Genomic DNA, 24,564 nt, shown 5'->3' on the forward strand with positions numbered 1-24,564 from the left:
ACGACCTCCTAATAATTCTTTATCAACTTAACTACCTTGTCCAGACTGGACAAGGCTAACTCAAGCTCACGCAGGGCTGTCATCTCAAAACTATAACCATATAGAATGATAGTCTGAACTTCCAGCTCGCGCCTACCAAGAAGATTGACTAATACTTTTGTCTGCTCTTCTGTCCAGCCCTGTTCAATCAAATATAAACGATTATCCAGTTGGATAGCAGGGTAACCAGCAAGGTCAAGATAATTTTCTTTCTTATCAACTGCATATCCATCTGATAACTTCCAAGTTGTCAAAATGGTCTCGTAAGCTAAAGCTCCCCCCTCAACTCCCAGATAATCTGCTGAAAAAGGTGTCAACATGTCGTCAAAATAATCTTCGCCGATCAAGTTAATTTGTCCAGATCCATCCATAAAAGTTCCTGTCTCAATATCATACGTATCCAAGTCTTCCAACAATTTCTGATCAGGCTTGACTACTTGATAATGCTTAAATCCACCATCAAAGTTAGGAAAACTAGGATTTCTCTCAAGAATTTTAGCACTCGCACGTTTTATCCGTTCACGAGAAATTTGGTCGATATAGCGATAACCAGCCTTATAGGCAGATTCTGCTCCTTTTGCAGGAATTTCTGTTCCATCAGAGTTTGTCGTAAAAGTCGGTTGATCCAACTGTACCATGATATAGCGACGATTTCCTCCGTCCTCAGCATTTAACTGCATAACTGCATCAGCTGTTGTTGCAGAACCGGCGAAAAAGTCTAGAACAGTGGCAGATTTATCAAATTGATAATTAATAAACGACTTAATCAAATTTACAGACTTTGGATAAGAAAATACTTCCGCTAAATTAAGTTCATCTAGCCTATTTCTACCTTCCTCAGATAACGCTTTTATAATTGAATATGTTTTTGAAAATGCTTCGGTAATAGGAGTCAAACTATACATAATATGATTCCCATCACTACGTTTCTCAAGAAAAACCTCACCTGCATTTATCTTTCGATCGAGTTCATCTTTAAATTTTTGTCCTTTTAGCTCTAACGCTTCCTCATAAAACAGGCGTCGCTCCGTTCCTTTTTCATACTTACCAAAAGTTTTACGATAAATATCGTCATTCTTGATATATTCTACACCATCAATAGTAATTGTTTCAGACTGAATATTTTTAGGCTTCAGTAGAGGTTTCATTTTACTAATATTTTTTGAGTATACATTTACAATATCATGTCCTTTTACAACATACTTAGCTTGTCCTCCTCCTTTAGCTCTCTGGTGAATAATCGTTCCCACAAACTGCCCTTCTCCAAATATTTCATCCATGAGTAACTTAAGATTAGCTTGCTCATTATCGTCGATAGAGACAAAAATAACACCTGTATCCTTAAGAAGACGTTTTGCTAGCCAGAGTCTTGGGTACATAAAGGTTAGCCAAGCTGAGTGTGTAGCACGGCCCTGAATAGACTTAAGCCGAGAAAGCCCCTCCTCATCCAGACCAAACATAGCTTTGAGTTTCTCATCGCTGTGAGAAAAGCTATCAGGATAGACAAAACCGTCCGATCCTGTATTATAGGGCGGGTCAATATAGATGACATCGATGCTATTTTCATAACCAGGTTGCAGGTGACGTAGAACTTCCAAATTATCTCCCGTAAAAAAGAGATTGCGGCTGTTCTGATGAATCATCTCTTCATTATGCTTGATATTAGGAACAACCACCGTTTCTGAAAGCTCTCCCGTTTGTTTTTTTGCATAGTTCTTTCCAACAAAATCTAGTTGGTAGCCAGAAGACAACTCCGTTTGAATACTCTCCTTAGCTAGACTTCTCTTAAATTTGTCCATATCAAAGCTTTCGCCTACAAAGAAATCTGGAAGTTTACTCTTCAACTCCTTGAGAAAGGCTGATTTAGATGTGATGACTTGATTTTCCATCCGAATATCCTTAAGCATGAGCCACCTCCTTCATGCTTATGGTACGCAAAAAGCCTGCCACAAAAGTAACAGGTATACGTATAAATAAAACATTAAAAAACTTAGCTGTTCGCGAAATTATATATATATATATATATATATATATATGTGTGTGTGTGTGTGTGTGGTTTTTTATGCATAATTTCTCCTTGCATCTTCGGTTCATAGAGTTTTCTTAAGTATCAACCAAAGTTCTTTTGATATTTTTATTATATCATAATTTAAGCGATCAAATCCTAAAAACATCTAATATACCCAAGTCAAAACAACTTACTTGACAAAAGCTTGACTTCATGGTTTAATATACCCCATAAGGGTATGTTTGGAGGTGCCTATGTTTCACTTATTTACAAAAATTGACAGTATTTCTACCAGCGAGTTAGAAGCTAAACTCAAGAAACCGATTCAGCTACTGGATGTTCGGACGCCTATGGAATTCCTTAGAGGCCATATCAAAAATGCAAAAAATGTTCCTCTAACCGAAATTGGTTCCTACACACCAGCGACAAAAGAAACACTCTATGTCATTTGTCATTCTGGTGTGCGAAGCAAACTAGCTGCGAAAAAGCTAAAGAAAAAAGGCTATGATGTCATCAATGTCCGAGGCGGTATGAGCGCTTGGACAGGTAAGGTCATCTAGAAGCATAAAGGAGAAGTCAATAAAAATGATTATTGTCGGGGGAGTTGCAGGTGGTATGTCAGCAGCAACCCGTCTCAGACGTCTTATAGAAGACGCTGAAATCACTATTTTTGAGAAAGGTCCCTTTGTTTCCTTTGCAAACTGCGGACTTCCTTACTATGTTTCAGGAGAAATTGCAAACCGTGATAGCTTATTGGTCCAAACTCCTGAAAGTCTCAAAGCACGCTTTAATTTGGATGTTCGTCCTTTCCATGAAGTCATCAGCATTTCCCCAGCAAAGCACACTGTGACCGTACGCCATGATGGACAGGAATTCACAGAAAGCTACGACAAGCTGATCCTCTCCCCAGGAGCTAAACCATTTGTTCCTACCATTGAAGGCTTGGTAGAAGCTAAGAACGCCTACACTCTTCGCAATGTTCCCGATCTCGATGAAATCATGGCAGCCTTGGACAATCATCCAAAAGAAGCTGTCGTTATTGGTGCAGGCTTTATCGGGCTTGAAATGGCTGAAAATCTGGCAAAACGTGGCCTGCAAGTTACTATTGTTGAGAAAGCACCCCATGTCTTGCCACCATTAGATCAAGAAATGGCAGCCTTTGTCCAAGCAGAATTGGTTAAAAACGGTGTTCGCGTTATCACTTCTCAGTCTGCGACTCGATTTGAAGACCAAGGAAAAGTCATCGTTCTCGAAAACGGGCAAAAGATCACTTCTGCCCTCACTATCCTTTCTGTCGGTGTTGAACCTGAAAACGGACTGGCAAAAGCTGCGGGGATTGAACTGGGACTTCGTGGTGGTATCCTAGTCGATGAACATTACGAAACCAGTCAAAAAGATATTTATGCTGTCGGTGACGCTATCATTGTCAAGCAAGAAATCACAGGCCAAGATGCCCTCATCTCTCTCGCTTCTCCTGCCAATCGTCAGGGACGCCAAGTGGCAGACGTCATCGCAGGACTAGAACGTACAAACAAGGGCAGTATCGGCACTGCTATCGTTCGTGCCTTTGATATGACAGCTGCTTCGACTGGTCTCAGCGAACATATCCTTATCATGAATCAACTTCCTTACAAGGCACTTCATGTCAGCGGAAAAGACCACGCCGGTTATTACCCAGGAGCTACTGATATAACCTTGAAGCTCCTCTTTGACCCAACCACTGGAAAAATCTACGGTGCCCAAGGAGTTGGTAAGAAAGGCGTTGACAAGCGAATCGATATCCTAGCAACTGCTATCAAGGGAAATCTCACCGTCTTTGACTTACCAGAGTTAGAGTTTACCTATGCGCCACCATTTGGTTCTGCCAAGGATCCCGTCAATATGCTGGGCTACGCAGCCTTAAACCTTATCGAAGGTCTCAGCGACAACGTTCAATGGTACCATCTCGAAGACGAACTGGCTAAGGGAAAGAAATTCCTAGACGTGCGGACCAGTGGCGAACTCCAAAGTGGTCGACTTAAGGTAGACACTATACACATCCCCCTAAACGAACTACGGGAACGCTTGAATGAACTGGACAAGAACCAGGCCTACATCGTCAGCTGCCACAGTGGTTTACGCAGCTATATCGCAGAGCGTATCCTCAAGCAAGCAGGATTTACCGTACAAAACCTTGACGGCGCTTATTCACTATACAAAATGGCTAACCCAGAAGGAGTAGAATATGGAAACTAGTATCAGTATGGCTGACTTTTATGAAAAATATCAAAATGAAAATTTAGAGCTTATCGATGTCCGTGAAGCACATGAATTCCAAGCAGGACATGCACCAGGTGCCAAAAATCTTCCGTTAAGTACCTTAGAGCAGGGCTACAAAGAACTCAATTCTGACCGTACATACCATGTCATCTGTCAAGGAGGAGTACGTTCTGCCTCTGCCTGCCAATTTCTCAGCGCCCAAGGCCTCACTGTTACCAATGTAGAAGGTGGCATGAATGCTTGGCCAGGTCAAGTAGAATAATCAAAAGGAGCTCGGCAAAAACTCAACTTCAGGAGAAAATGAAGTAAATTTCCCCACAATAAAACGCATACTATCAAGGCTTTCAACACCTGATAGTATGCGTTCTTTTATTTTAAAGACTTTTTCCAGCCTCTCTTGATTCACATTAAACTATTCTACTAGCAGAGATCTTTGCAACTCTCATCTCTTTATTTCCGTTTAATCAAGTATCGGATGGCCTTTTCTAGGCGTTCCTTTTGAGCTTCAGGATCATCTAGTGGCTGATTGATACATTCAGTAAGGTTTTCCGTAATTATCATCTCAATCACGCGCTCCACACTAGATTTCACGGCTGTCAGTTGCGTCACAATATCAGCACAATCACGATCTTCTTCAATCATCTTTTGAATCCCACGCAACTGGCCCTCTGAACGTTTCAAACGAGTAATATACTTTGAGTTTGTCATTTCTTTTTCCTTGCTCGATTTTTCTTCATTATATCTCTAATCAGCTTCTTTGTCAAAATTCTCGCCTATCCAGCTCACGCAGTTCTGTTATCAAAGACTTTTCAAAAGTAAACTAGCCATACTGATAATTTACTAGAGTTTTCTAGTTTTACCTCGCTAAACGAATACGAGTCACAATTCCGTCTGGGTCTGTGATTTCCAACTGGCTTGATGTCAGCCACTTAACTGGTGCATCAACTTCTTGTGTTCGTTGGGCAATCGTTAACAGTTCTTCTTTATGTGCGACTTCAATAACATAATAAGCCAAACCTGGCAAGCCTTGCTTACGCGGATCTAGGCCTTTTCCTCCCCATTCGTTGACTGCTAAATGATGATGATAGTCCCCAGCTGCAATCCAACTAGCGCTAGGCACACTGAATTTATCCTCTAGTCCTAACACCTTTTGATAAAACTGGCTGGACTTTCGACTATCCTTGACGGAAAGATGAATATGCCCCATTCTCGTACCTTCTGCCATGATAAAGGGCTCTACTCTTTCCCCCAGCTCATAAATGTCCTGCGCCGCAAGAGCCTCCGTCACTCCGATAATGCGTCCATCTTCTCGAATATCCCATGTGGAAACCGGATTATCTCGATAGAGTTCAATGCCATTTCCCTCCAAATCCTCCAAATAAAGGGCCTCACTGTAACCGTGGTCTGCACCGCCGACAAGAGGAATCTGTAAATCTGTCAGGTGTTTCAAGGCATCAGCCAAAGCCTTTCGTGTCGGTAAGAGAATAGCCAGATGGTAAAGACCATAATGTTCCCTTACTTCACCGCTCTCTTGTGCTTGAATCAGCTGTACCAAGGCTTTTCCACCAAGTCCTAGAATGGACTCTGTCTCAGTTTGAGATAAGATTTCTAAGCCAATAATTTGCTGATAAAAGGCTGTTTGACTCGCCAAGTTCTTTACATTTAAAACTGCCTCTGCCAAATAAATGTGGCTCTTGTATTCATAGGTCATAAATGGTCCTCTTTCTCAGTTGTAATTATTTTTATTACATCTATTATATAATTCCCATCAAGAAAGTCAAGCCAGACAACTTATAGATTATGATTCTCCATCTTGTCTATATGGAATTAGAACGAGAAAAATTTACAGAGAATTGACAATAAAGCCACCGAAAATTTTTAACCAACGCTAAAATGGCTCTCATCTTAATCCCAAAAAGAAAAGGAGCGGATATGATATCCTACTCCTTATTCTTATCAGAAAATCTAATTAGAATTAGTCTTCTTTTTTCTTGCGAGCAACAAGTCCAAATCCACTCAAGACACCTAAAAGTCCAAGTGCTGCTAGGCTAGAATTGGCTTCTGTACCTGTGTTAGGCAATTCTTTTTGACCTTCAACATATTTAGGTGTTGCTGGTTGAGAAGCTGGTTGGTTTGGAGTTGATGGTTCAACATGCTTAGGTATGACTGTTACTGGGACTTCTACCTCTAAGATTTCTCCTGATGGTAGTTTCACTTTTACTTTAACACTTGGTTTTTGTCCTGCCGTATCAGTTGCTGGAATTTCTCCAACTTCTACGATTTCAGCACCTTTTGGTAACTCAATATGTTTCTTAACATCATCTTTGACAATTGGAGTTCCAACCTCTACTACGATTGGGGTAGTTTTAACTGTTTCTCTTGGAGCTGGAGTCGCTTTTGGAGTGACAGTTACTGGGACTTCTACTGTAATCACTTTGCCACTTGGTAGTTCAACCGTTACATTAACTGGATCTTTCTTACCTGGAGTTGTCAAGTCTGGAATGTTTTCAACATTTGTGACCTTGCCACCTTCTGGAATCTTGATTCCTTTAGTGTAATCCTCTGGCGTTAATGGTGTTTTCGTAACGGGAGTTTCAATTTCCTTAACAGGTGTTACATTTACTGGAACCTCTACTGTAATCACTTTGCCATTTGGTAATTCAACCGTTACCTTAACTGGATCTTTCTTACCTGGTGTTGTCAAGTCTGGAATGTTTTCAACATTTGTGACCTTGCCACCTTCTGGAATCTTGATGCCTTTTGTGTAATCCTCTGGTGTTAATGGGGTAGAGGTGACTGGTGTCTCAATCTCTTTAACAGGTGTTACATTAACTGGGACTTCTACTGTAATCACTTTGCCACTTGGTAGTTCAACCGTGACTTTAACTGGATCCTTCTTACCTGGTGTTGTCAAGTCTGGAATGTTTTCAACATTGGTCACTTTTCCACCTTCTGGAATCTTAATTCCTTTAGTGTAATCCTCTGGTGTTAATGGAGTTTTCGTAACTGGAGTTTCAATTTCCTTAACAGGTGTTACAGTTACTGGAACTTCCACTGTAATCACTTTTCCATTTGGTAATTCAATCGTTACCTTAACTGGATCTTTCTTACCTGGTGTTGTCAAGTCTGGAATGTTTTCAACATTGGTCACTTTTCCACCTTCTGGAATCTTAATTCCTTTAGTGTAATCCTCTGGCGTTAATGGGGTAGAGGTGACTGGTGTCTCAATCTCTTTAACAGGTGTTACATTAACTGGAACTTCTACTGTAATCACTTTTCCATTTGGTAATTCAACCGTTACCTTAACTGGATCTTTCTTACCTGGTGTTGTCAAGTCTGGAATGTTTTCAACATTTGTGACCTTGCCACCTTCTGGAATCTTGATGCCTTTAGTGTAATCCTCTGGTGTTAATGGGGTAGAGGTGACTGGTGTCTCAATCTCTTTAACAGGTGTTACAGTTACTGGAACCTCTACTGTGACTACTTTACCATTTGGTAATTCAACTGTGACTTTAACTGGATCTTTCTTACCTGGTGTTGTCAAGTCTGGAATGTTTTCAACATTTGTGACCTTACCACCTTCTGGAATCTTAATTCCTTTAGTGTAATCCTCTGGCGTTAATGGGGTAGAGGTGACTGGTGTCTCAATCTCTTTAACAGGTGTTACATTAACTGGAACTTCTACTGTAATCACTTTTCCATTTGGTAATTCAACCGTTACCTTAACTGGATCTTTCTTACCTGGTGTTGTCAAGTCTGGAATGTTTTCAACATTTGTGACCTTGCCACCTTCTGGAATCTTAATTCCTTTAGTGTAATCCTCTGGTGTTAATGGGGTAGAGGTGACTGGTGTCTCAATCTCTTTAACAGGTGTTACAGTTACTGGAACTTCTACTGTAATCACTTTTCCATTTGGTAATTCAACCGTTACCTTAACTGGATCTTTCTTACCTGGTGTTGTCAAGTCTGGAATGTTTTCAACATTTGTGACCTTGCCACCTTCTGGAATCTTGATGCCTTTAGTGTAATCCTCTGGTGTTAATGGGGTAGAGGTGACTGGTGTCTCAATCTCTTTAACAGGTGTTACAGTTACTGGAACCTCTACTGTGACTACTTTACCATTTGGTAATTCAATCGTTACCTTAACTGGATCTTTCTTACCTGGTGTTGTCAAGTCTGGAATGTTTTCAACATTGGTCACTTTTCCACCTTCTGGAATCTTAATTCCTTTAGTATAATCCTCTGGCGTTAATGGGGTAGAGGTGACTGGTGTCTCTATTGAGACTGGAACGACTTCTACTACGTTAACAGGTACAGGTACCTCTTTAGTCGCAACTACTTTACCATCTTTCACATACTCTACCACTACTGTCGCTGGGATTTGTACACCAACTGTTGCTGTAGGTGGTACTGTTCCTGTTTTAACTTCTGTAACTGTTACAGTAACTCCTGATGGAAGCCCCTTCACGTTATTAGCTGCTTTTTCAGCCTGTTCTTTAATAGCTTTTTCTAGTTCTTGCTTATCACTATCTTTAAGAACTGTTACACCTTCTGGGGTTACTTTTGGTAATACTGTCACTGGGACTTTTACTGTCTCTTCACCATTTGCATACTTAACTTTAGTTGGTACTGTTACATCGGTTGCTCCAACTTTATCCTTTGTATCTGGTAAATCAGCTTCTGTTGGATCTTGTACTGTTCCACCTTGTCCTGGTGTTACTGCATCTTTTACTTTAGCTATTTCAGGTTTGTCGCCTTCAACAACGTATACTTGATCAGCATTTGAACCAACGACATTTACAGTAATTTCTGCATCTTTTGTATACTTAACGCCATCTACTGTATAGGTTACTGGGACTTTTACAGTTCCTTTGTTTGTTCCTGCTTCCGATGTAATGGTTGCAAGCACTTCTTCTGTAATCGCTCCAACTTCTACATCTTTGGCACCATCTGGTAATTTAGCTTTGAAATCTGCTGAGTTTGCTACTTCTTCTGCTTTAGCTTTAGCTACTTCTTTAACTTTATCTGTAGTTTCACCTTTTGGTACTGTTACTTCACCTTTAGCAACTGGCAATACTGTCACTGGTACTTTCACTTGTTCTGGAGCTTTAATTCCGTCGTAAGTTACAGGGACTGTTACTTCTTTCTTACCTGTTGTTTTTGTTAGGTCTTCTGGAATTACAGGATTACCTTTAGTTCCATTAGCTCCTGGTGTTACTGCATCTTGAACAGTTTTAGATTCTACTGTATCACCTTCAAAGACTACCAATGATTTTGGTGTTGAACCAACTACCGTTACCGGAACTTCTACTTCTTTAGATCCAACTACACGGCCTTTATCATCAGTATATTCAATAACTACCTTAGCTGGTTTTTGTTCTCCTGTAGCAGTTGTTTCAGGTTTTTCTTTCACTTCTTTAACAGTTACTGTTACACCTGCAGGAATACTATCTTTTGGTAATGCATCCACCACTTCTTGAGCTTTTGCTTTAACCATTGTTTCTAAATCTGTACTATCTTTAAGTACTGTTACTCCCGTTGGTTTAACAACTGGTAATACTTTAACGACCGTAGGGACTTCTACAAGTTTATCTTCACCATCTTTCGCAACTACTGTTACTTTCTTATCTCCAGGTGTTGTTGTATCTACATCACCATCTTTATAGGTGAACTTAGTTCCGTCTGGATATTGATCAGAATTAATGCTTTCAGATGGATCTGGTTGTGTATTTTGAGGATTTTCAAATACATATTGCACTTCAGGATCTACTACCACAACTTTAGCTGGAACTTTAACAATCGTATCTTCACCAACTTTAGCCACAACGACTACATCTTTCTCTCCCGATGTAGTTGTATCTACTGGAGTTTCATAAGTAAATTCCGTTCCGTCTGGATATTCACCCGGTGTGATACTTTGTTTAGCTTCTGGTTGTTTATTAGCTTTATCAGCCACAACGTATTGTGGAATACTGTCAACTACACGTACTGTTGCTGGAACTCTTACTAGTTCATTTCCATTTTCATCAGTAACAATAACCTTAACCCCTTTATCTCCAGGTGTTGTTGTATCTGGTTCTTTTTCGTAAGTGAATTTAGAACCAGCTGGATAATCATCTGGATTGATACTATCTTCTGCTTTTGGAGCTTCTTTTGGATCTACTGGGACAATTTGTGGATATCCTTCAACAACTTTAATCGGTACATTAACAGTTTCTTCACGTTTATTATCCCCTGAACCGTATGTCACTGTCACAGGAGCTGTTAATGTGTCATCCCCAACTTTATCAGTTGTATCAGGAAGTTTAGTTTCATCTACTGTTTTCTCATTTCCTTTAGTAGTAACAGCATCTTTTAATTTTTCTGAAGATGGTTTATCTCCTTCTACTACATAAACAGGTTTTGCAGTTGAAACTTGTGGTTTAACTTTAATTGTAAACTCTTGATCTATTTCTTTCTTAGTATCAAACGTTGGATCCTGATCAAATGGATTATCTACAACATCATATCCCATAGATTTCAAAACATCAACACGTGTTTGAACTTTTTCTTCTGGAATTTTATCTCCTGATTTACCAGCAAGATCATCAATATTATATTTCGTATCTAATGGTGTTTCAACACCTTCATCATCTACTGAAACAAATTTTACTTTTGCTTTTTGATCGTCTTTATCATAGGTAATCTTGATATTTGCTTTTGGATCCGTAATTTTTGGTGGTTTATAACCTTCTTCTGGATTTGCAGGATTTACTGGTTCTAATGGTGTTCCATTTCCATCTTTTGGAGTATATCCATCTTTATGAGGAATAATTTGTGTAATTTCACCAGTCTTGGTTGGATCATTTGGATCGTTAGGGAATGGAATCGGATCTCCATCCTTACCAGTGGTTGGATCAACAGGAATCCAGCTTCCAATCTTCGTATAAGTAACTTTATCCGTTTCATCAGGGATTACTTTTGTATCTTTTGCAGGGGTTGATGCTTCTTTAGCTGGAATTTCTTTTTTATCAGCAATATATCCTGGTAGAACATCTACTCCAACTTTATCCCATGTTTTATTTGGATTTTCCCAATCAGTATAGCTTACTTCTTTTGTGACAAGATTAACGGTTGCTTTTCTTGTGAATGGCACCGTTTGAACAGTATCATCCTTAGCTTTTTCTTCAGCTGCTGTATCTGAATCTTTCTTCACATATGAAATCACACGTTTAGCTGTTGTGTTCAAGTCAGATTCAGCTAATCCCTCAGGCCATTTAAGTTCTGGGGTATCCCCATTTGGATCTACTGGACTATCTTTTTCATGTGGTGTTGATGAAGGTACTTCAATGATTCTAGGTTTAACCACAATTTTAAATGTTTGAGAAGGTGATGATGAACCATCTGTTGGGTTAATATCTTCCTTGTCATCAAAAATTGGATGATGATTATCCTGAGTATTATAGTCATCACTTTCTACTTCATAACCTTGGTTCTTAAGTTCTTTGATTTTGTTGTCAATATCTGTATTTGCTGGTAATTCTGAACCAGATTTACCTGTTAAATCAAAGCTAGAAACCACTTCATTTGCGGCTCCATCGACTTTCTTCTCAATCACTACTTTAGCTGTTTGAGTAGAAGGTGTATATGTAATTGGTGATTCCCCAAATTTATCCGTTGGTGTAAATCCATCTGGAACTTTATAGCCTTGAGTTGGATCATTTGGATTTTTCGGTGTCAATTCTTGTCCATTATATACTGGAGTATAACCTGGAACATATGGAATTGTTATCGTGCTAAAATCACCTGGAACCGTTGGATCATTCGGGTTATTTGGATAAGAAATCTTATCTGGTGCTCCTTGTGGTTTCTTGCCTGCTGGGTACTCAGGTACAAATGAACCAATTTCTTTATAAAGAACTTTCTTCACTTCAGAAGTTGCTGTTCCATTTTGTGCTGGCTTAGGAGCATCTTTTTCTGGAACAAGTTTATCCGCATTATCCACTAATAAATAATTATTAATAACTGGAGATTCAACTGAGTTATACTTACCATTAGTACCATCTGCTTTAGCATCAGTTAGTTTATCCGCTTCATTGTAAACTTCCCAATCAGAGTAAGTTACTTCTTTTGTTTCAGGATTAACTGTTGCTGTACGTTTGTAAGTTACTTTTTGCACCTTTTCAGCATATAAAGGAGTAGCATTATCTTTGTTTGCATCTTCTTCTTTTAGATACTTAATTGTACGTGTAACTTCTTTAACTAAGTCCTCACGAGTAACTCCTGCTGGATATTTACCAAGATTTTCATCTCCTTCTTTTACAGGTGTATCTGCTGTTTTTGGAGATACTGGAGCTGTTGTGCTTGGATTTGTTGGATCAGTTGTTACTGTTGGGTCTACTTTAATTAAGTCTAAGACATGGACAGTGACATTTGTTTCTGTTGATTTCTTACCTTCACTATCAGTTGATTGAACTTTTACAGTGTAATCTCCAACATTAGTTGTATCTAGATTACCTGCATCACTTACTGCGATTGTTGGTTTAGTAGAATCAACACCATCACGATCATCTTCTAAGTCAGTTGCAGATGGTTTCGCTTTTTCTAGAACTTTAGCATTGTTCCATTTGTCAGCTTCTTTTGTTTTATAAACATATAAATCTTTTTTCTCAACTGCTACTGTTGGAGCTTCGTTTAGAACATTAGCGTAAGCTGGATCTGATTCGTTACCTGCTTTGTCAAGCACAGTAACTTTGATACGTTTGTCCGGATTTGTTGTCTCATTCGCTTCCGTTAAATCTGTACCTGCTGGAACTGGAACAACTAATTTACCATCACGTACTTCAACTTTTGTTGCACCATTATACCAACCATCTGCTTTCTTCGTTAAAGTAATTGGTGTTTTAGTATTTGGTAAAGTAACTTTCAATGAAGTTAATCCACCAATTGCACGTTCAATATTTTTTACTTCTGTATCAGCATTTCTATTTGTTCCATTATTTTGATCATTGTCAGCGATATCTTGTTTTTCTCTAGGTACATCTGTTAAATTAGGATCTTTTTCTGTTGGTACAGAAATTAATAATTCTGTAGGTTGATTTTTATCAGTTTTTTCGCCATTAATACTATCTGTATGGACTGGTTCTACTGTAGGAGCAACAGGTTTAACAGTATCAATATAAATTGTTTTATTGTAATAATAATCAGGATTATCTGTATTTCCTAGTGCATTAAATGTATTTCTATATGGACTATTTGGATTTACAACACCTGTATTTTCTAATACCCTGTTTCCTTGTAAATCTGTAAATCCTTCTTTAATTTCTGCAGTTACCTTGAAAGTAGCTGTCCCTTTGAAGTTTTTCGCTGTTGTGAAATCAATACCGAATGTCCGAGTTCCATTTTTAGCAGGATCAGAATCCCCCGCATTGAATTTCAATCTAAGTGTTCTAGTTGTTTCATCATATGATACCACTTGGTAAGGACCAGGCCAATTCCATGCATTCGCTTTTTTAACTGAATCTTTTAATTCTACACCTTCAGGAATTTTAATTGTGTATTCATAAGCGCCGTACGTTGGTAACCCACCAACGTTTTTCACAGTAACTTTTAATTGACCTGATTCTTTGTCTTTATAGAGAGTATCTTCTCCATAAGCGGACGTGGTATTATTACGAACAACATCTGTCGTCATTTCTAAAGCAGCACCAACAGTTAAGTTAACTCCACCAACAAAGTATCCATCTTCAATTTCTGTTTTTCCTTTTACTGGATAAGTTTTATTAAATGCGGGACCATCCTCTAATGCTTTAATGGTTACTTTAATTTTCTTAGTAGTATTTGGAGTATTGATAATCGTTCTCCAGAATCCGAAACCATTACCATTCCCTCCATCACCATACGGAGTTGAAACGTGTGTTGTTTCACTATTATTATTCGCATCTTTCAGTGTTGTTAAAACTTCACCTGTATCTGCATCTCTAACTGTAATTTCTACTTTTTCACCAGTACCAGCAGTACCCATATTCCCATAGGCACCACCTGTTAGAACACTTAGGTATAATCTAGAGTTCGGATTAACATTAAATTCTTTCGAAATTTGTGTACCTTTCTTATTTAATTGAATATAATAATCTTTCCCTACAGCTGAATGTGCTGCATTATTTAAAGGAACACCAGGTACACTTGAGTAGTTAACACCATTTGCATAGTTTTGATTAGCTTTATTAGGTGCTAATGGATTTCCTGGAACAGGAGTATCATTGTATTGTCTGTCAATACTTCCATTATTATCGTAAACTTTAGATGGTTTCGGATCAAATCCAGCAGGTCTATCCGCTGCAACTTCTGTTGGAGCTTCTGGTTTAATCGCTGTTACATAATTATTTGTCCCTTCTATTTTCCATCCATCAATTTCATTTTCAATTCTCTTTTCTTTCCAATTATAAGTAATTTTACCAAGTTTTACTGGAGCTGGATTTGGAGAACTAGTACTATTTCTTGAATATTGATTTTCAACAGTAGCAGATTTTGTTTCAACATCTGGAGTATTAAAATCAATATCTCCAAATTGATTTTTCAAACTTGAAATAACGTTATCTACTGGGTTAGCTCCTACCCCTCTTTTATTATTACTAGTAGGACCTTCTGCTGCTTGTTCTCCTACACCAGTAGGAGTCGCTCTAAACCCACTTTCCCCTTTACCAGGAATTGCTTTTCCGTTTCGTGGATCTTGGTTTTTATTTGTTTTTTCTACTTTAGCTTCTGTTTCTGATTTATCTTCTACAGCAGGAGACACTTTTGGCATGCTCTCAATTACAAAAGCCTTTTCTCCTAATCTTGCAACAGTTTTATCTACCTCTGCCTGAGTTGCTTTATCATTTGCTGATAAAGCTTGAGCTTCTAATAGTGCTGCCTTTGCATCCTCAATAGTTTTTGATGTTTTATTACTAATTTCAACTTTATCGATAGCTGATTGAATACGTGAAATCGCTTCTGATAACTTACTGAAGTCTACCTTTGCAATATTTTCTGGTGCTACCCTATCTTCATTAACTAAAGCTTCAGCTGAAGTTACTACTGGTTTAGAAACTGGATCTTTAGAAGGAATTTCTTTTCCCTTAGCATCAGAGCTCGCAACATTCTCTTCGTGATTTAGGTTTTCTTGAGATGGCGATGACTGTTGATTAGACAAATTTGAGCTCGTTCTTGCATCGTTTCCTTGAATAGTGTCAGCTTTTGCAGTGGCTCCACCTCCAAACATCATAAGCGCAGCAATCGCTACCGATGCTGCACCGAAACTATACTTTCGGATTGAAAATCGTTGAACCTTTTGTCCATGATATTTTTTTATTCGTGAGTACATTACTACTCCTTTTCTTATATTTTTATTTACACCAAGAAAAGTCAGTAAAATCCTTAAATAGATACTAAGAAAATCCCTGACTTCACCTATTGTATAATATATATAATAACTCTATCTATTCACTATGTCAAGCAATTCGATATTTTAATCGATGTTGATATATAAAAAAGCAAAGATAATTAATAGCTTCAGAAATATGATTAATAACTTTCAAAAAAGCTTAAAAATTACCTCATATTTACATAGAAAAAGGAGCGGATATGATATCCTACTCCTTATTCTTATCAGAAAATCTAATTAAATTTAGTCTTCTTTTTTCTTACGAGCAACAAGCCCAAATCCGCTCAAGACACCTAAAAGTCCAAGTGCTGCTAGGCTAGCATGGTCTTCTGTACCAGTATTAGGAAGTTCAGCTTGTCCTTTAGCTTCTGATGGAGCTACTGGAGCTTGTGGTGCTTTACCATTTACTGGTGCTGATGGCATCGTTGGAGTTGCTGGGTTAGCCGGTGTTGTTGGGTTAGTTGGATTAGCCGGAGCAACCGGTGTTGCTGGGTTAGCTGGGGCAGCTGGGGTTGCTGGGTTAGCCGGTGTTGTTGGTTGACTTGGGTCTGTCGGTTTCACCGGACTTGTTGGGTTTGTTGAAGGTGTTGATGGAGAACCTGGTTGAGATGGAGTGAGTGAGCCTCCATTTGTAGTACCTTCTTTGACTTCTTTATAAACGTAAGTTACTTCTGTTGTTCCTTCTGTTACTTTACCATTTTCATCACCTTTAGTTGAAGTTGGTACTAATACGTATAGTTTTCCATCTTTCGTAGTGATTGTAGCTGGTTTGTTGTCAGTTGTGTCATATGCTGAGCTTACAGATCCATCAGTCGTATCTTTAATGTCTTCTGCGATTGTGTTTCCAGCTTCGTCTACATAGTGAACGACGACGTTTCCTTTTACTTCTTTGTAGACATAAGTCACTTCTGTAGTTTTACCTGCTTCAACACTTCCGTTTTCGTTACCTTTAGTTGATGCTGGTACGAGTTCATATACTTTTCCTTCTGGAGTAGTGATACGAGTTGGTTTCATATCGTTATCAGAAGTATCATATTTAGCTCCTGGTTGACCATCTTTTGTATCAACAGCATCTGCTTGAAGAGTGTTTCCAGCTTCGTCTACGTAATGAACAAGAACGTTTCCTGCTTTTTCGTATACATAAGTGATTTCTGTAGTTCCTTCTACAACAGCACCGTTTTCTGGCTTAGAACCGTCTTTCAATTCTTTAGCTGTCAAGTAGTAAACTTGTCCATCTTTTTCAAGTTTAGCTGGTTTGTTGTCAGTTGTGTCATATTTCTCACTTAGTGATCCATTTTCTACATCTTTCGTATCTTCAGCAAGTGTGTTTCCTTCTGTATCAACGTAGTGAACGACGACATTACCAGTGATTTCTTTGTAGACGTAAGTTACTTCTGTCGTTTCTCCAGCTTTAACTTTACCTGTTTCATCACCTTTAGTTGACTGAGGGATTAATTCGTATACTTTACCTTCTGGAGTAGTGATACGGTTTGGTTTCATTCCGTTATCAGCAGTGTTGTAGTCTGAGTTTGGTTTACCGTCTTTTGTATCAACAGCATCTTCTTGAATAGTGTTACCTTTTTCGTCAGTGTAATGAACGACTACTTGTCCAGCTTTTTCGTAAACGTAAGTTACTTCAGTTTTACCTTCTACTACGTCTCCGTTTTCTGGTTTAGAGTCATCTTTAAGAGCTTTTTCTGTTAAGTAGTAAACAGTTCCGTCTTTTTCGATTTTCTCTGGTTTGTTGTCAGTTGTATCGTATTTAGAGTTTAGAGAAGCACCTTTCGTATCTTCTTTATCTTCAGCAATTACGTTACCTTCTGTGTCAACATAGTGAACGACTACATCACCAGTTACTTCTTTATAAACGTAGGTTACTTCTGTAGTTCCTTCAGTAACCTTACCAGTTTCAGCACCTTGAGTTGCTGTTGGTACTAATTGGTAAACTTTGCCTTCTGGAGTCGTAATACGTTCTGGTTTCATGCCGTTATCAGAAGTGTCATATGGTGTGCTAATTGATCCATCTGTTGTATCTTTAGCATCTTCAGCAATTTTGTTTCCTGCCTCATCTGTATAGTGAACTACTACATTCCCTTTAACTTCTTTATAAACGTAGGTTACTTCTTTCGTTTGACCTGATTCTACAGTACCTGTTTCATCACCTTTAGTTGATGCTGGGACTAGTTCGTATACTTTTCCTTCTGCAGTTGTGATACGAGTTGGTTTCATTCCGTTATCTGCAGTGTTGTATTCAGAACCTGGTTTTCCATTGTCAGTATCTTTAGCACCTGAAGCAATATCTTTACCGTCTGCAGTTCCTACTAATGGAGTTCCGTCTTCTGTTTGGTAATTAACGATTACTGATCCAGCTTTTTCATAAACGTAAGTTACATCAGTTTTACCTTCAACTACGTTTCCAGTTTCTGGTTTAGAATCATCTTTAAGACCAGCTTTTGTAATGTAGTATACAGTTCCGTCTTCTGCAGTGATTTTTTCTGGTTTGTTATCAACAGCAGTATCATATTTTTCGCTTAGAGATGCACCTTTAAGGTCGTCTTTATCAGCTGCGATTTTGTTACCTTCTGTGTCAACATAGTGAACTACTACATCACCAGTTACTTCTTTATAAACGTATGTTACTTCTTTAGTTTCTCCAGCAACAACTTTACCAGTTTCTTCACCTTTAGTTGCTGTTGGTACTAATTCGTATACTTTGCCTTCTGCAGTTGTGATACGAGCTGGTTTCATTCCGTTGTCAGAAGTATCATAATCTGATCCTGGTTTTCCATCTACAGTGTCTTTAGCACCTGAAGCTACATTTGCACCAGCTGGGTCAACACCTACTAATGGAGTTCCATCTTCTGTTTGATAGTTAACGACTACTTGTCCAGCTTTTTCATAAACATAAGTTACTGTAGTTGTACCTTCAACAACATCTCCAGTGGCTGGTTTAGAATCATCTTTCAATTCTTTAGCTGTTAGGTAGTATTTAACACCGTCTTTAGTGATTTCAGCTTTTTTGTGGTCTGATGTGTCGTATTTAACGTTTAGAGAAGCATCTGTTTCGTCTTTTTCGTCTTCTGCGATTACGTTACCTTCAGTATCTTCATACTTAACGACAACATTACCTTTTACTTCTTTATAAACGTAGGTTACTTCTTTAGTTTCTCCAGCAACAACTTTACCAGTTTCATCACCTTTAGTTGCTGTTGGTACTAATTCGTATACTTTACCTTCTGCAGTTGTAATACGGTTTGGTTTCATTCCGTTGTCTGCAGTGTTGTAGTCAGTTCCTGCTTTAGCGTCTGTAGTGTCTTTAGCACCCGAAGCAATATCTGTACCGTCTGCAGTTCCTACTAATGGAGTTCCGTCTTCTGTTTGGTAGTTAACGATTACTGATCCAGCTTTTTCATAAACGTAAGTTACTGTTGTTGTTCCTTCAACAACATCACCAGTTGCTGGTTTAGAACCATCTTTCAGTTCTTTAGCTGTTAAGTAGTATTTAACACCATCTTTCTCGATAGATTCTTTTTTGTGGTCAGCTGTATCGTATTTAACATTTAGAGAAGCATCTGTTTCATCTTTTTCGTCATCAGCAAGTGTGTTACCTTCAGTATCTTCGTACTTAACAACTACATTACCTTTAACTTCTTTGTAAACGTAGGTTACTTCTTTAGTTGTTCCTGATTCAACCTCACCTGTTTCTTCACCTTCAGTTAAGTCTGGAACTAATTCGTATACTTTGCCTTCTGCAGTTTTAATACGAGTTGGTTTCATTCCGTTATCGGCAGTGTTATAAGCTGTACCTGGTTTACCATTATCAATGTCTTTTGCACCTGATTCTACAGTTTTACCAGCTCCATCTTCGTCTACTACTGTTCCTGCAAGTGGAGTTCCATCTTCAGTTTTGTAGTTAACGATTACTGATCCAGCTTTTTCATAGATGTAAGTTACTTTTGTAACACCTTCTACTACTGTTCCTGTTTCAGCTGGTGATGTAGTTTCTGTACCATTTACAGATGTCATTGTGTTTGCTTCGTTTAGGTAGTAAACATTTCCTTGTGCATCTGTAAGTTTTTGAGGTTTTTCAGTTTCATTTTCTTTAGTGTTGTAAGGTACGTTTTTAGAAGCTGTAGTACTACTTACAATTACATCATTCCCATCAGCATCAACATAGTATTTCTCAGTTACTACTTCAGCTACTGTTTCAGGAGTATCAGTGTAAGGAGATTTTAATTCTGTTCCGTCTTCTGTTTGGTAGTTAACGACTACAGAACCTTTTTTCTCGATTTCACGAGTTTTTTCTTCTGCATAAGTGTAAGTGATTGTTGTAGTACCACTTGCTAAACGGTATGCACGAAGAGGAGTGATTTCGTCACGGTAAGAATACTCTTCAACTTCCGGCGAAGGATCAGAAAATTTAAGAAGAAAATCACTACTATCTTCTAAAGTACTTGTTTCTTGATCAGTAACGCTTGCTATATCAGCTGTTATATCACTTGTAGGTCTTCCTTTATCATCAACTTGATCTCCCTTATCAGCACTAATCTCCAGAGGACCACCAGTTTTTGCCGCCATTCCTAAAGTAATATATCGTTTGAAATTAAGGAGGTTATCTTCAAATCCTTTTTCTTGAAGATATGCAAGATAGCTTTTTACAAGAGTTTTGTTTGCTTCTCCTGTTAAAGTATCTGGAGCCGCTTTAAAGTTTTGTACCATTGCATATGTTCTATTTAAAGTAGCACCAGTTCCATCTTTATCATCTGCTACATTATCACTAGATGACAATTGTATCTGTGCTGTTAAAGAGAAACTCTCAGTTTTAGCTGTTACATAGGTATTTTTCTCAAGGACGAAAACATAATCTCCTTCTTTGATTCCTCCATCAGCCGTTACGTTCGCTGAATTGAAGTTTTTTGCTGTTGCTTCTCCAGCTTTGAAAGCTTCTATCATCTTAGCATCAGAAGTGATTGCACCTGAATCAGCTTGTACATATTTACCATATGTTCCTTTTCCTGTTTGTTCAACAATCCAAGCTTTTCCACCAGGTTTTACAGTATCATAAGTGATTTTACCTTCTGCGTTACTTAATCCTTCTGGAGTCAATTTCGCAGTTACATCACCTAGAGTTGTGTCAGAGTACACTCCTCCACCGTTTCCAGTAGTTTCAACCTTAGGTTCTCCGATTAGGTGGTAAGTCTTCCCATCTTTTTCGATAGTTTCTTTCTTACCATTTTCTTTAGCGTCGTTTAGGTCGCTAGCTTCTGCATCACCACCTGTAGTTCCTTTGAAAACTTCTCCTGATTTACCGTATACATCGTATGGTGTTTCGATAGTTTTATCAGCACCAGAGTTTTGGTTTTTGTTTTCTTCTAATACAGTATTACCCTCAGCAGTTACATATTTGTAGTCTACTTTTCCAGTTTTAGTAATTGTATTTGTTCCCTCTGCAGTTGGATCAGTTGAAAATTGCCTACCTGCATCTGGGTTCTCAATATTAGCTGTATCTACAATTACTGACCCCTTATCATTTGAGATTGTTGATGTTCCATTACCATTATCTTTTACAGCTGCTTCTACAGTCTGGGTTTGTCCTGCCATTGCAAGGGCTGTACCAACAATCAAAGCTACTGTTCCGATTTTGACTGAGTCTGAACGACCGTCTTTAAACTTACGAATGGAAAATTTTTCTTTTTTATTTATAAACATCTTCATCATCCTTTTTTTATTGTATAATTTTTATTTTTAAGCTGTTATTATGCTAATGCTTGCTTAAAAACTTCAAAATTAGACACTTAATTTTAACACTTTAAAACCTCTTATACAAGGAATTTGAATACTTTTTGATCATTCAAACTATAGTTTTTTGCTATATTTATATATAAAAAATCCATATAGCGTATGGATTTACATATTTTAAAATATACATTTATGCTACCAGCCAAGTGAAACCCTTTCGAACTGACAACCTAAGCGTCGCAATTCTTTTTGACGGTCCTCATAGTAGGGGAGAGAAATACCTGTAATGGTCACATGGGGAAGGTCTTTCAAGTGCAGGCTGACCGACGAAGTGAAGTGATAGACATGAACGAACTCATATTCTTGAAAGAGTTGGGCTAGGACATCTTCAAAGATGAGCTCCGTCTCCAAGTAGGTCACATCAGGGATAGTGAAGGTTTCCTTGGGATGGGGGAGATAGAGGTCAATGTCCAAGGCCTTGGCATAGGTACTGATAAAGCGGATGGAGATCTGGTCGTCCTCTTCGGAGAACTTTTGTCCCAGCAGGACCTTGACCGTCTTACCATTTGAGACGGGTGCTTGAGACAGGTCAAAAAAATGCTCCAGATAGACTAGTTTCTCTCTAGCTACGACATGGTAGTTACTGCGATAGAGGGTATAGTGCTTTTCCGTCCGCTCAATCAAGTCATCTCTGGTTAAGCCCAGAGAACCCACCTGACTGGGTTGAAGAGGGAGGGCATACATTCCCAAAGGGTAAATATCCGCATAGCCATCATCGAAACTCATGAGGTGCTGGTAATTTGAACTAGCAACCAAGTCCAGAATCAAGCTATTGTCAAAGCTAGCATAAAAAATGGTGTCATAGTCGCCGGCAAGCTCCTGACAAATCTGAGCCAAGTCCTCTGTCGTTTGAGGATAATGAACATGGTCAAAATCCTTAGCATAATGCTCCTGACGGGCATTTTTGACAGGACTGACATAAAGACTGACGAAGTCCTGATCAGGATAGAGTCCCTTGATATGCTGGGCTATTTTAGCCTGCAAGGGCGTTGTGGCAATGATGAGGTGTTTCATCTCTTTGATTCTCCTAGGTGGTGATGGTGCAGCAAGGTCTCAACGACTTCAAAGTCCAAGGCATCGTCGATATCATAAGAATAGAGTTTGGGCATTTCATAGGCTACTGTCTTATCTGTGTAAAAGGTCTCATCTCGTAGGTAAAGATCCTTACGAGAAATCCAGATACTACCATTGGGATAGTAATAGACAGGCTCTTTCTGCCGAGCATAGTGCTTAGATACCTGAGGCGGACGGATAAATGACGACTCCGCTAGTTGCAAGAAAAGACTACGACTCTTATCCGCCTTGACACAGGAAATCAAATGATCAGCTCCAGACTGACAATAGAGTTGATAGGACTCGATGAGGTGCTCTACCTCTCTCAGGGGTGAAGTCACCTGTAGATTCACAAAAACCTGCTCTTCCTCAAAGGGCTGTAAAAAGTCGCGTAAGGTTTCTAAGCTAGAGGTTGTGGATAGGGCCAATTCTTTCGGTCGATGGACACAACGAATCTCTGGATAGGCTTGACGACAGAGTTCTAGATAGGCTAGTGAGTCTGATGAGACCCAGATTTCACTAAATAGCTTAGAAGCTAGAGCGACTTCGATGGTATAGAAAACCAAAGGCTTGCCTGCAAGCGGTTTGATATTTTTATCTACTAAGCCGCGTGAACCCGAACGGATCAAAATGACGGCTATGGGTTTAGATGTTACTTTCATATAGTCTTCCTAGAATTGAGATAAAAAGGGCAGATAGGGTAGTGATGATACTATTCAACCAGGGATTGGGGTTGACAAAAAGGCCACTGTAATGATAGAGAACCAAGGCTCCTAGACTAAAAACCAGATAGATTTTGGCTAACTGTAAACTCGGTCTTTTGAGGAGCAAAACCAAGAGGTACAAACCACCAATCACACCCAGTGTCAAGCCCATAAAGCCGTTAATCCATTCGTAGATGGAGTAGATTTCTGCATTCATGAGCAAGAGGCAGAGGAGCCAGGACAGACCTGCTAAGACAAAGGATAGAATACTTGGCGACCAGCGAATCTTTGACCAAGCAAAATCCAACTTCAAGCAGGTCACGATTGCATTCATACTGGATGAAACTGTGGATTGGCCTGCTGCCAAGAGAGCCAGCATGATGAAACCACCAAACCAAGGCGCCAGACCTTCCCGAGCGTAAGCAATGAGAACAGGATTGGTCGATGTGGTAGCGAAATTTTCCTGACGAATCAAGCAGCCAATCAGATACAGTAAACTAGCAATCCCAAAGGACAAAAGTCCCTGTATCCATAAGATTTTTCCAATCTTCTGACGCCCCATTTTGCTATTAAAACGTTGGACGATATCCTGCGAAGAAACGTAGGAAAACAAGCTACTAAAACCTGCTCCTGCAACTAAGATAAAGACCGTCTTCCCATCCAGCGTCTCTGCAAAGTGAGATAGCTGTTGACTGCTATTCACGACTAAACCAGATTGGGCAATTCTTGGTAGAAAGAGGGCCAATATAGCCAGTAGGACCAAGCCTTGAAAGAAGTCCGTCCACAGCACAACCAAGAGACCACCCCTTGCCAGATAATAAACCGTCAAAAGAAGGAATAAACCTGACAAGATCAGCTGATTGATAGGGATAAAGGGCGCTAAGGCCTGAGACAACAAGTAGTTCACCACTGCTATTCGCCCCAACTGGTAGAGGATGAAAAGTCCTGAAGCCAGTGAACGAATGCCAGGCGATTGAAACTTATCCTCTAAAAGATGATAGGCTGTCTCGTAATTTCCCTTTTGATAGAGGGGCAGAAAATAGCGATGAGCCAGTGGGATGGCTAGAAAGATGCCACACTGGGCAAACCAGAGATAGGACCTGCCTGTATAGGCATTCCCCACCAGAGTCAGAAAGGAAATGGGGCTAAGTAAGGTCGCAAAGACTGAGAAGGCCAAAACTGTCACCGGAACAGCTTTCTTAACCTGATAATAGTCCTCTTCGCTCCCTTTTTTCCGATAGGCAATCAAGGAAATCAAGCAGAAATAGAGCAATAGGGTGACTAGAATTCCCAACATC

11 protein-coding genes are annotated in these 24,564 nt (G+C 39.1%); 3 read left to right on the forward strand and 8 right to left on the reverse strand.

Annotation, left to right across the window (positions count from 1 at the left end):
• Positions 1–8: 8 nt before the first annotated feature.
• A complete protein-coding gene (locus tag LG372_RS07395; RefSeq protein WP_225742492.1) occupies positions 9–1,946 on the reverse strand; it encodes a site-specific DNA-methyltransferase in 1,938 nt (645 codons plus the stop codon).
• Between the two features lie 355 nt (positions 1,947–2,301).
• Here LG372_RS07395 and LG372_RS07400 point away from each other — a divergent pair, with 355 nt between their 5' ends.
• Genes LG372_RS07400 through LG372_RS07410 form a run of 3 tightly spaced genes read left to right on the forward strand, consistent with a single transcriptional unit; the run spans position 2,302 to position 4,568 of the window.
• Positions 2,302–2,607, forward strand: coding sequence for a rhodanese-like domain-containing protein (locus LG372_RS07400; protein WP_225742493.1), 306 nt, complete (start codon positions 2,302–2,304; stop codon positions 2,605–2,607).
• 19 nt (positions 2,608–2,626) lie between these two features.
• Entirely contained in the window at positions 2,627–4,282 is a 1,656-nt protein-coding gene (locus LG372_RS07405; protein WP_225742507.1) for an FAD-dependent oxidoreductase, read from the forward strand.
• A complete protein-coding gene (locus tag LG372_RS07410; protein WP_042749802.1) occupies positions 4,272–4,568 on the forward strand; it encodes a rhodanese-like domain-containing protein in 297 nt (98 codons plus the stop codon). Before LG372_RS07405 ends, LG372_RS07410 begins: the two co-directional genes overlap by 11 nt.
• Before the next feature lie 188 nt (positions 4,569–4,756).
• Here the strand turns inward: LG372_RS07410 and LG372_RS07415 are convergent, their stop codons facing one another.
• From LG372_RS07415 to LG372_RS07445, 7 genes are all read right to left on the reverse strand, one after another.
• Positions 4,757–5,014 (reverse strand): metal-sensitive transcriptional regulator, encoded by a 258-nt coding sequence (locus LG372_RS07415; RefSeq protein WP_000185159.1) that lies wholly within the window; start codon positions 5,012–5,014, stop codon positions 4,757–4,759.
• 148 nt (positions 5,015–5,162) lie between these two features.
• Positions 5,163–6,017 (reverse strand): VOC family protein, encoded by an 855-nt coding sequence (locus LG372_RS07420; protein WP_225742494.1) that lies wholly within the window; start codon positions 6,015–6,017, stop codon positions 5,163–5,165.
• A gap of 264 nt (positions 6,018–6,281) precedes the next feature.
• Positions 6,282–15,650 carry a Rib/alpha-like domain-containing protein gene (locus tag LG372_RS07425; RefSeq protein ID WP_225742495.1) on the reverse strand — a complete coding sequence of 3,123 codons (9,369 nt, stop codon included), beginning with the start codon at positions 15,648–15,650 and terminating at the stop codon, positions 6,282–6,284.
• Between the two features lie 303 nt (positions 15,651–15,953).
• A complete protein-coding gene (locus LG372_RS07430) occupies positions 15,954–21,419 on the reverse strand; it encodes a MucBP domain-containing protein (protein ID WP_225742496.1) in 5,466 nt (1,821 codons plus the stop codon).
• A 225-nt stretch (positions 21,420–21,644) separates the two neighbouring features.
• A complete protein-coding gene (locus tag LG372_RS07435) occupies positions 21,645–22,523 on the reverse strand; it encodes a glycosyltransferase family 52 (protein WP_084947229.1) in 879 nt (292 codons plus the stop codon).
• Positions 22,520–23,224: a cytidylyltransferase domain-containing protein gene (locus tag LG372_RS07440; protein WP_225742497.1), complete on the reverse strand. Its 705-nt coding sequence runs from the start codon at positions 23,222–23,224 to the stop codon at positions 22,520–22,522. The genes LG372_RS07435 and LG372_RS07440 overlap by 4 nt, the downstream gene beginning before the upstream one ends.
• Positions 23,208–24,563 carry a sodium:solute symporter family transporter gene (locus LG372_RS07445; protein ID WP_225742498.1) on the reverse strand — a complete coding sequence of 452 codons (1,356 nt, stop codon included), beginning with the start codon at positions 24,561–24,563 and terminating at the stop codon, positions 23,208–23,210. Before LG372_RS07445 ends, LG372_RS07440 begins: the two co-directional genes overlap by 17 nt.
• Position 24,564: the final 1 nt, after the last annotated feature.

Source organism: Streptococcus sp. Marseille-Q5112, assembly GCF_916700555.1.
Classification (GTDB): domain Bacteria; phylum Bacillota; class Bacilli; order Lactobacillales; family Streptococcaceae; genus Streptococcus; species Streptococcus symci.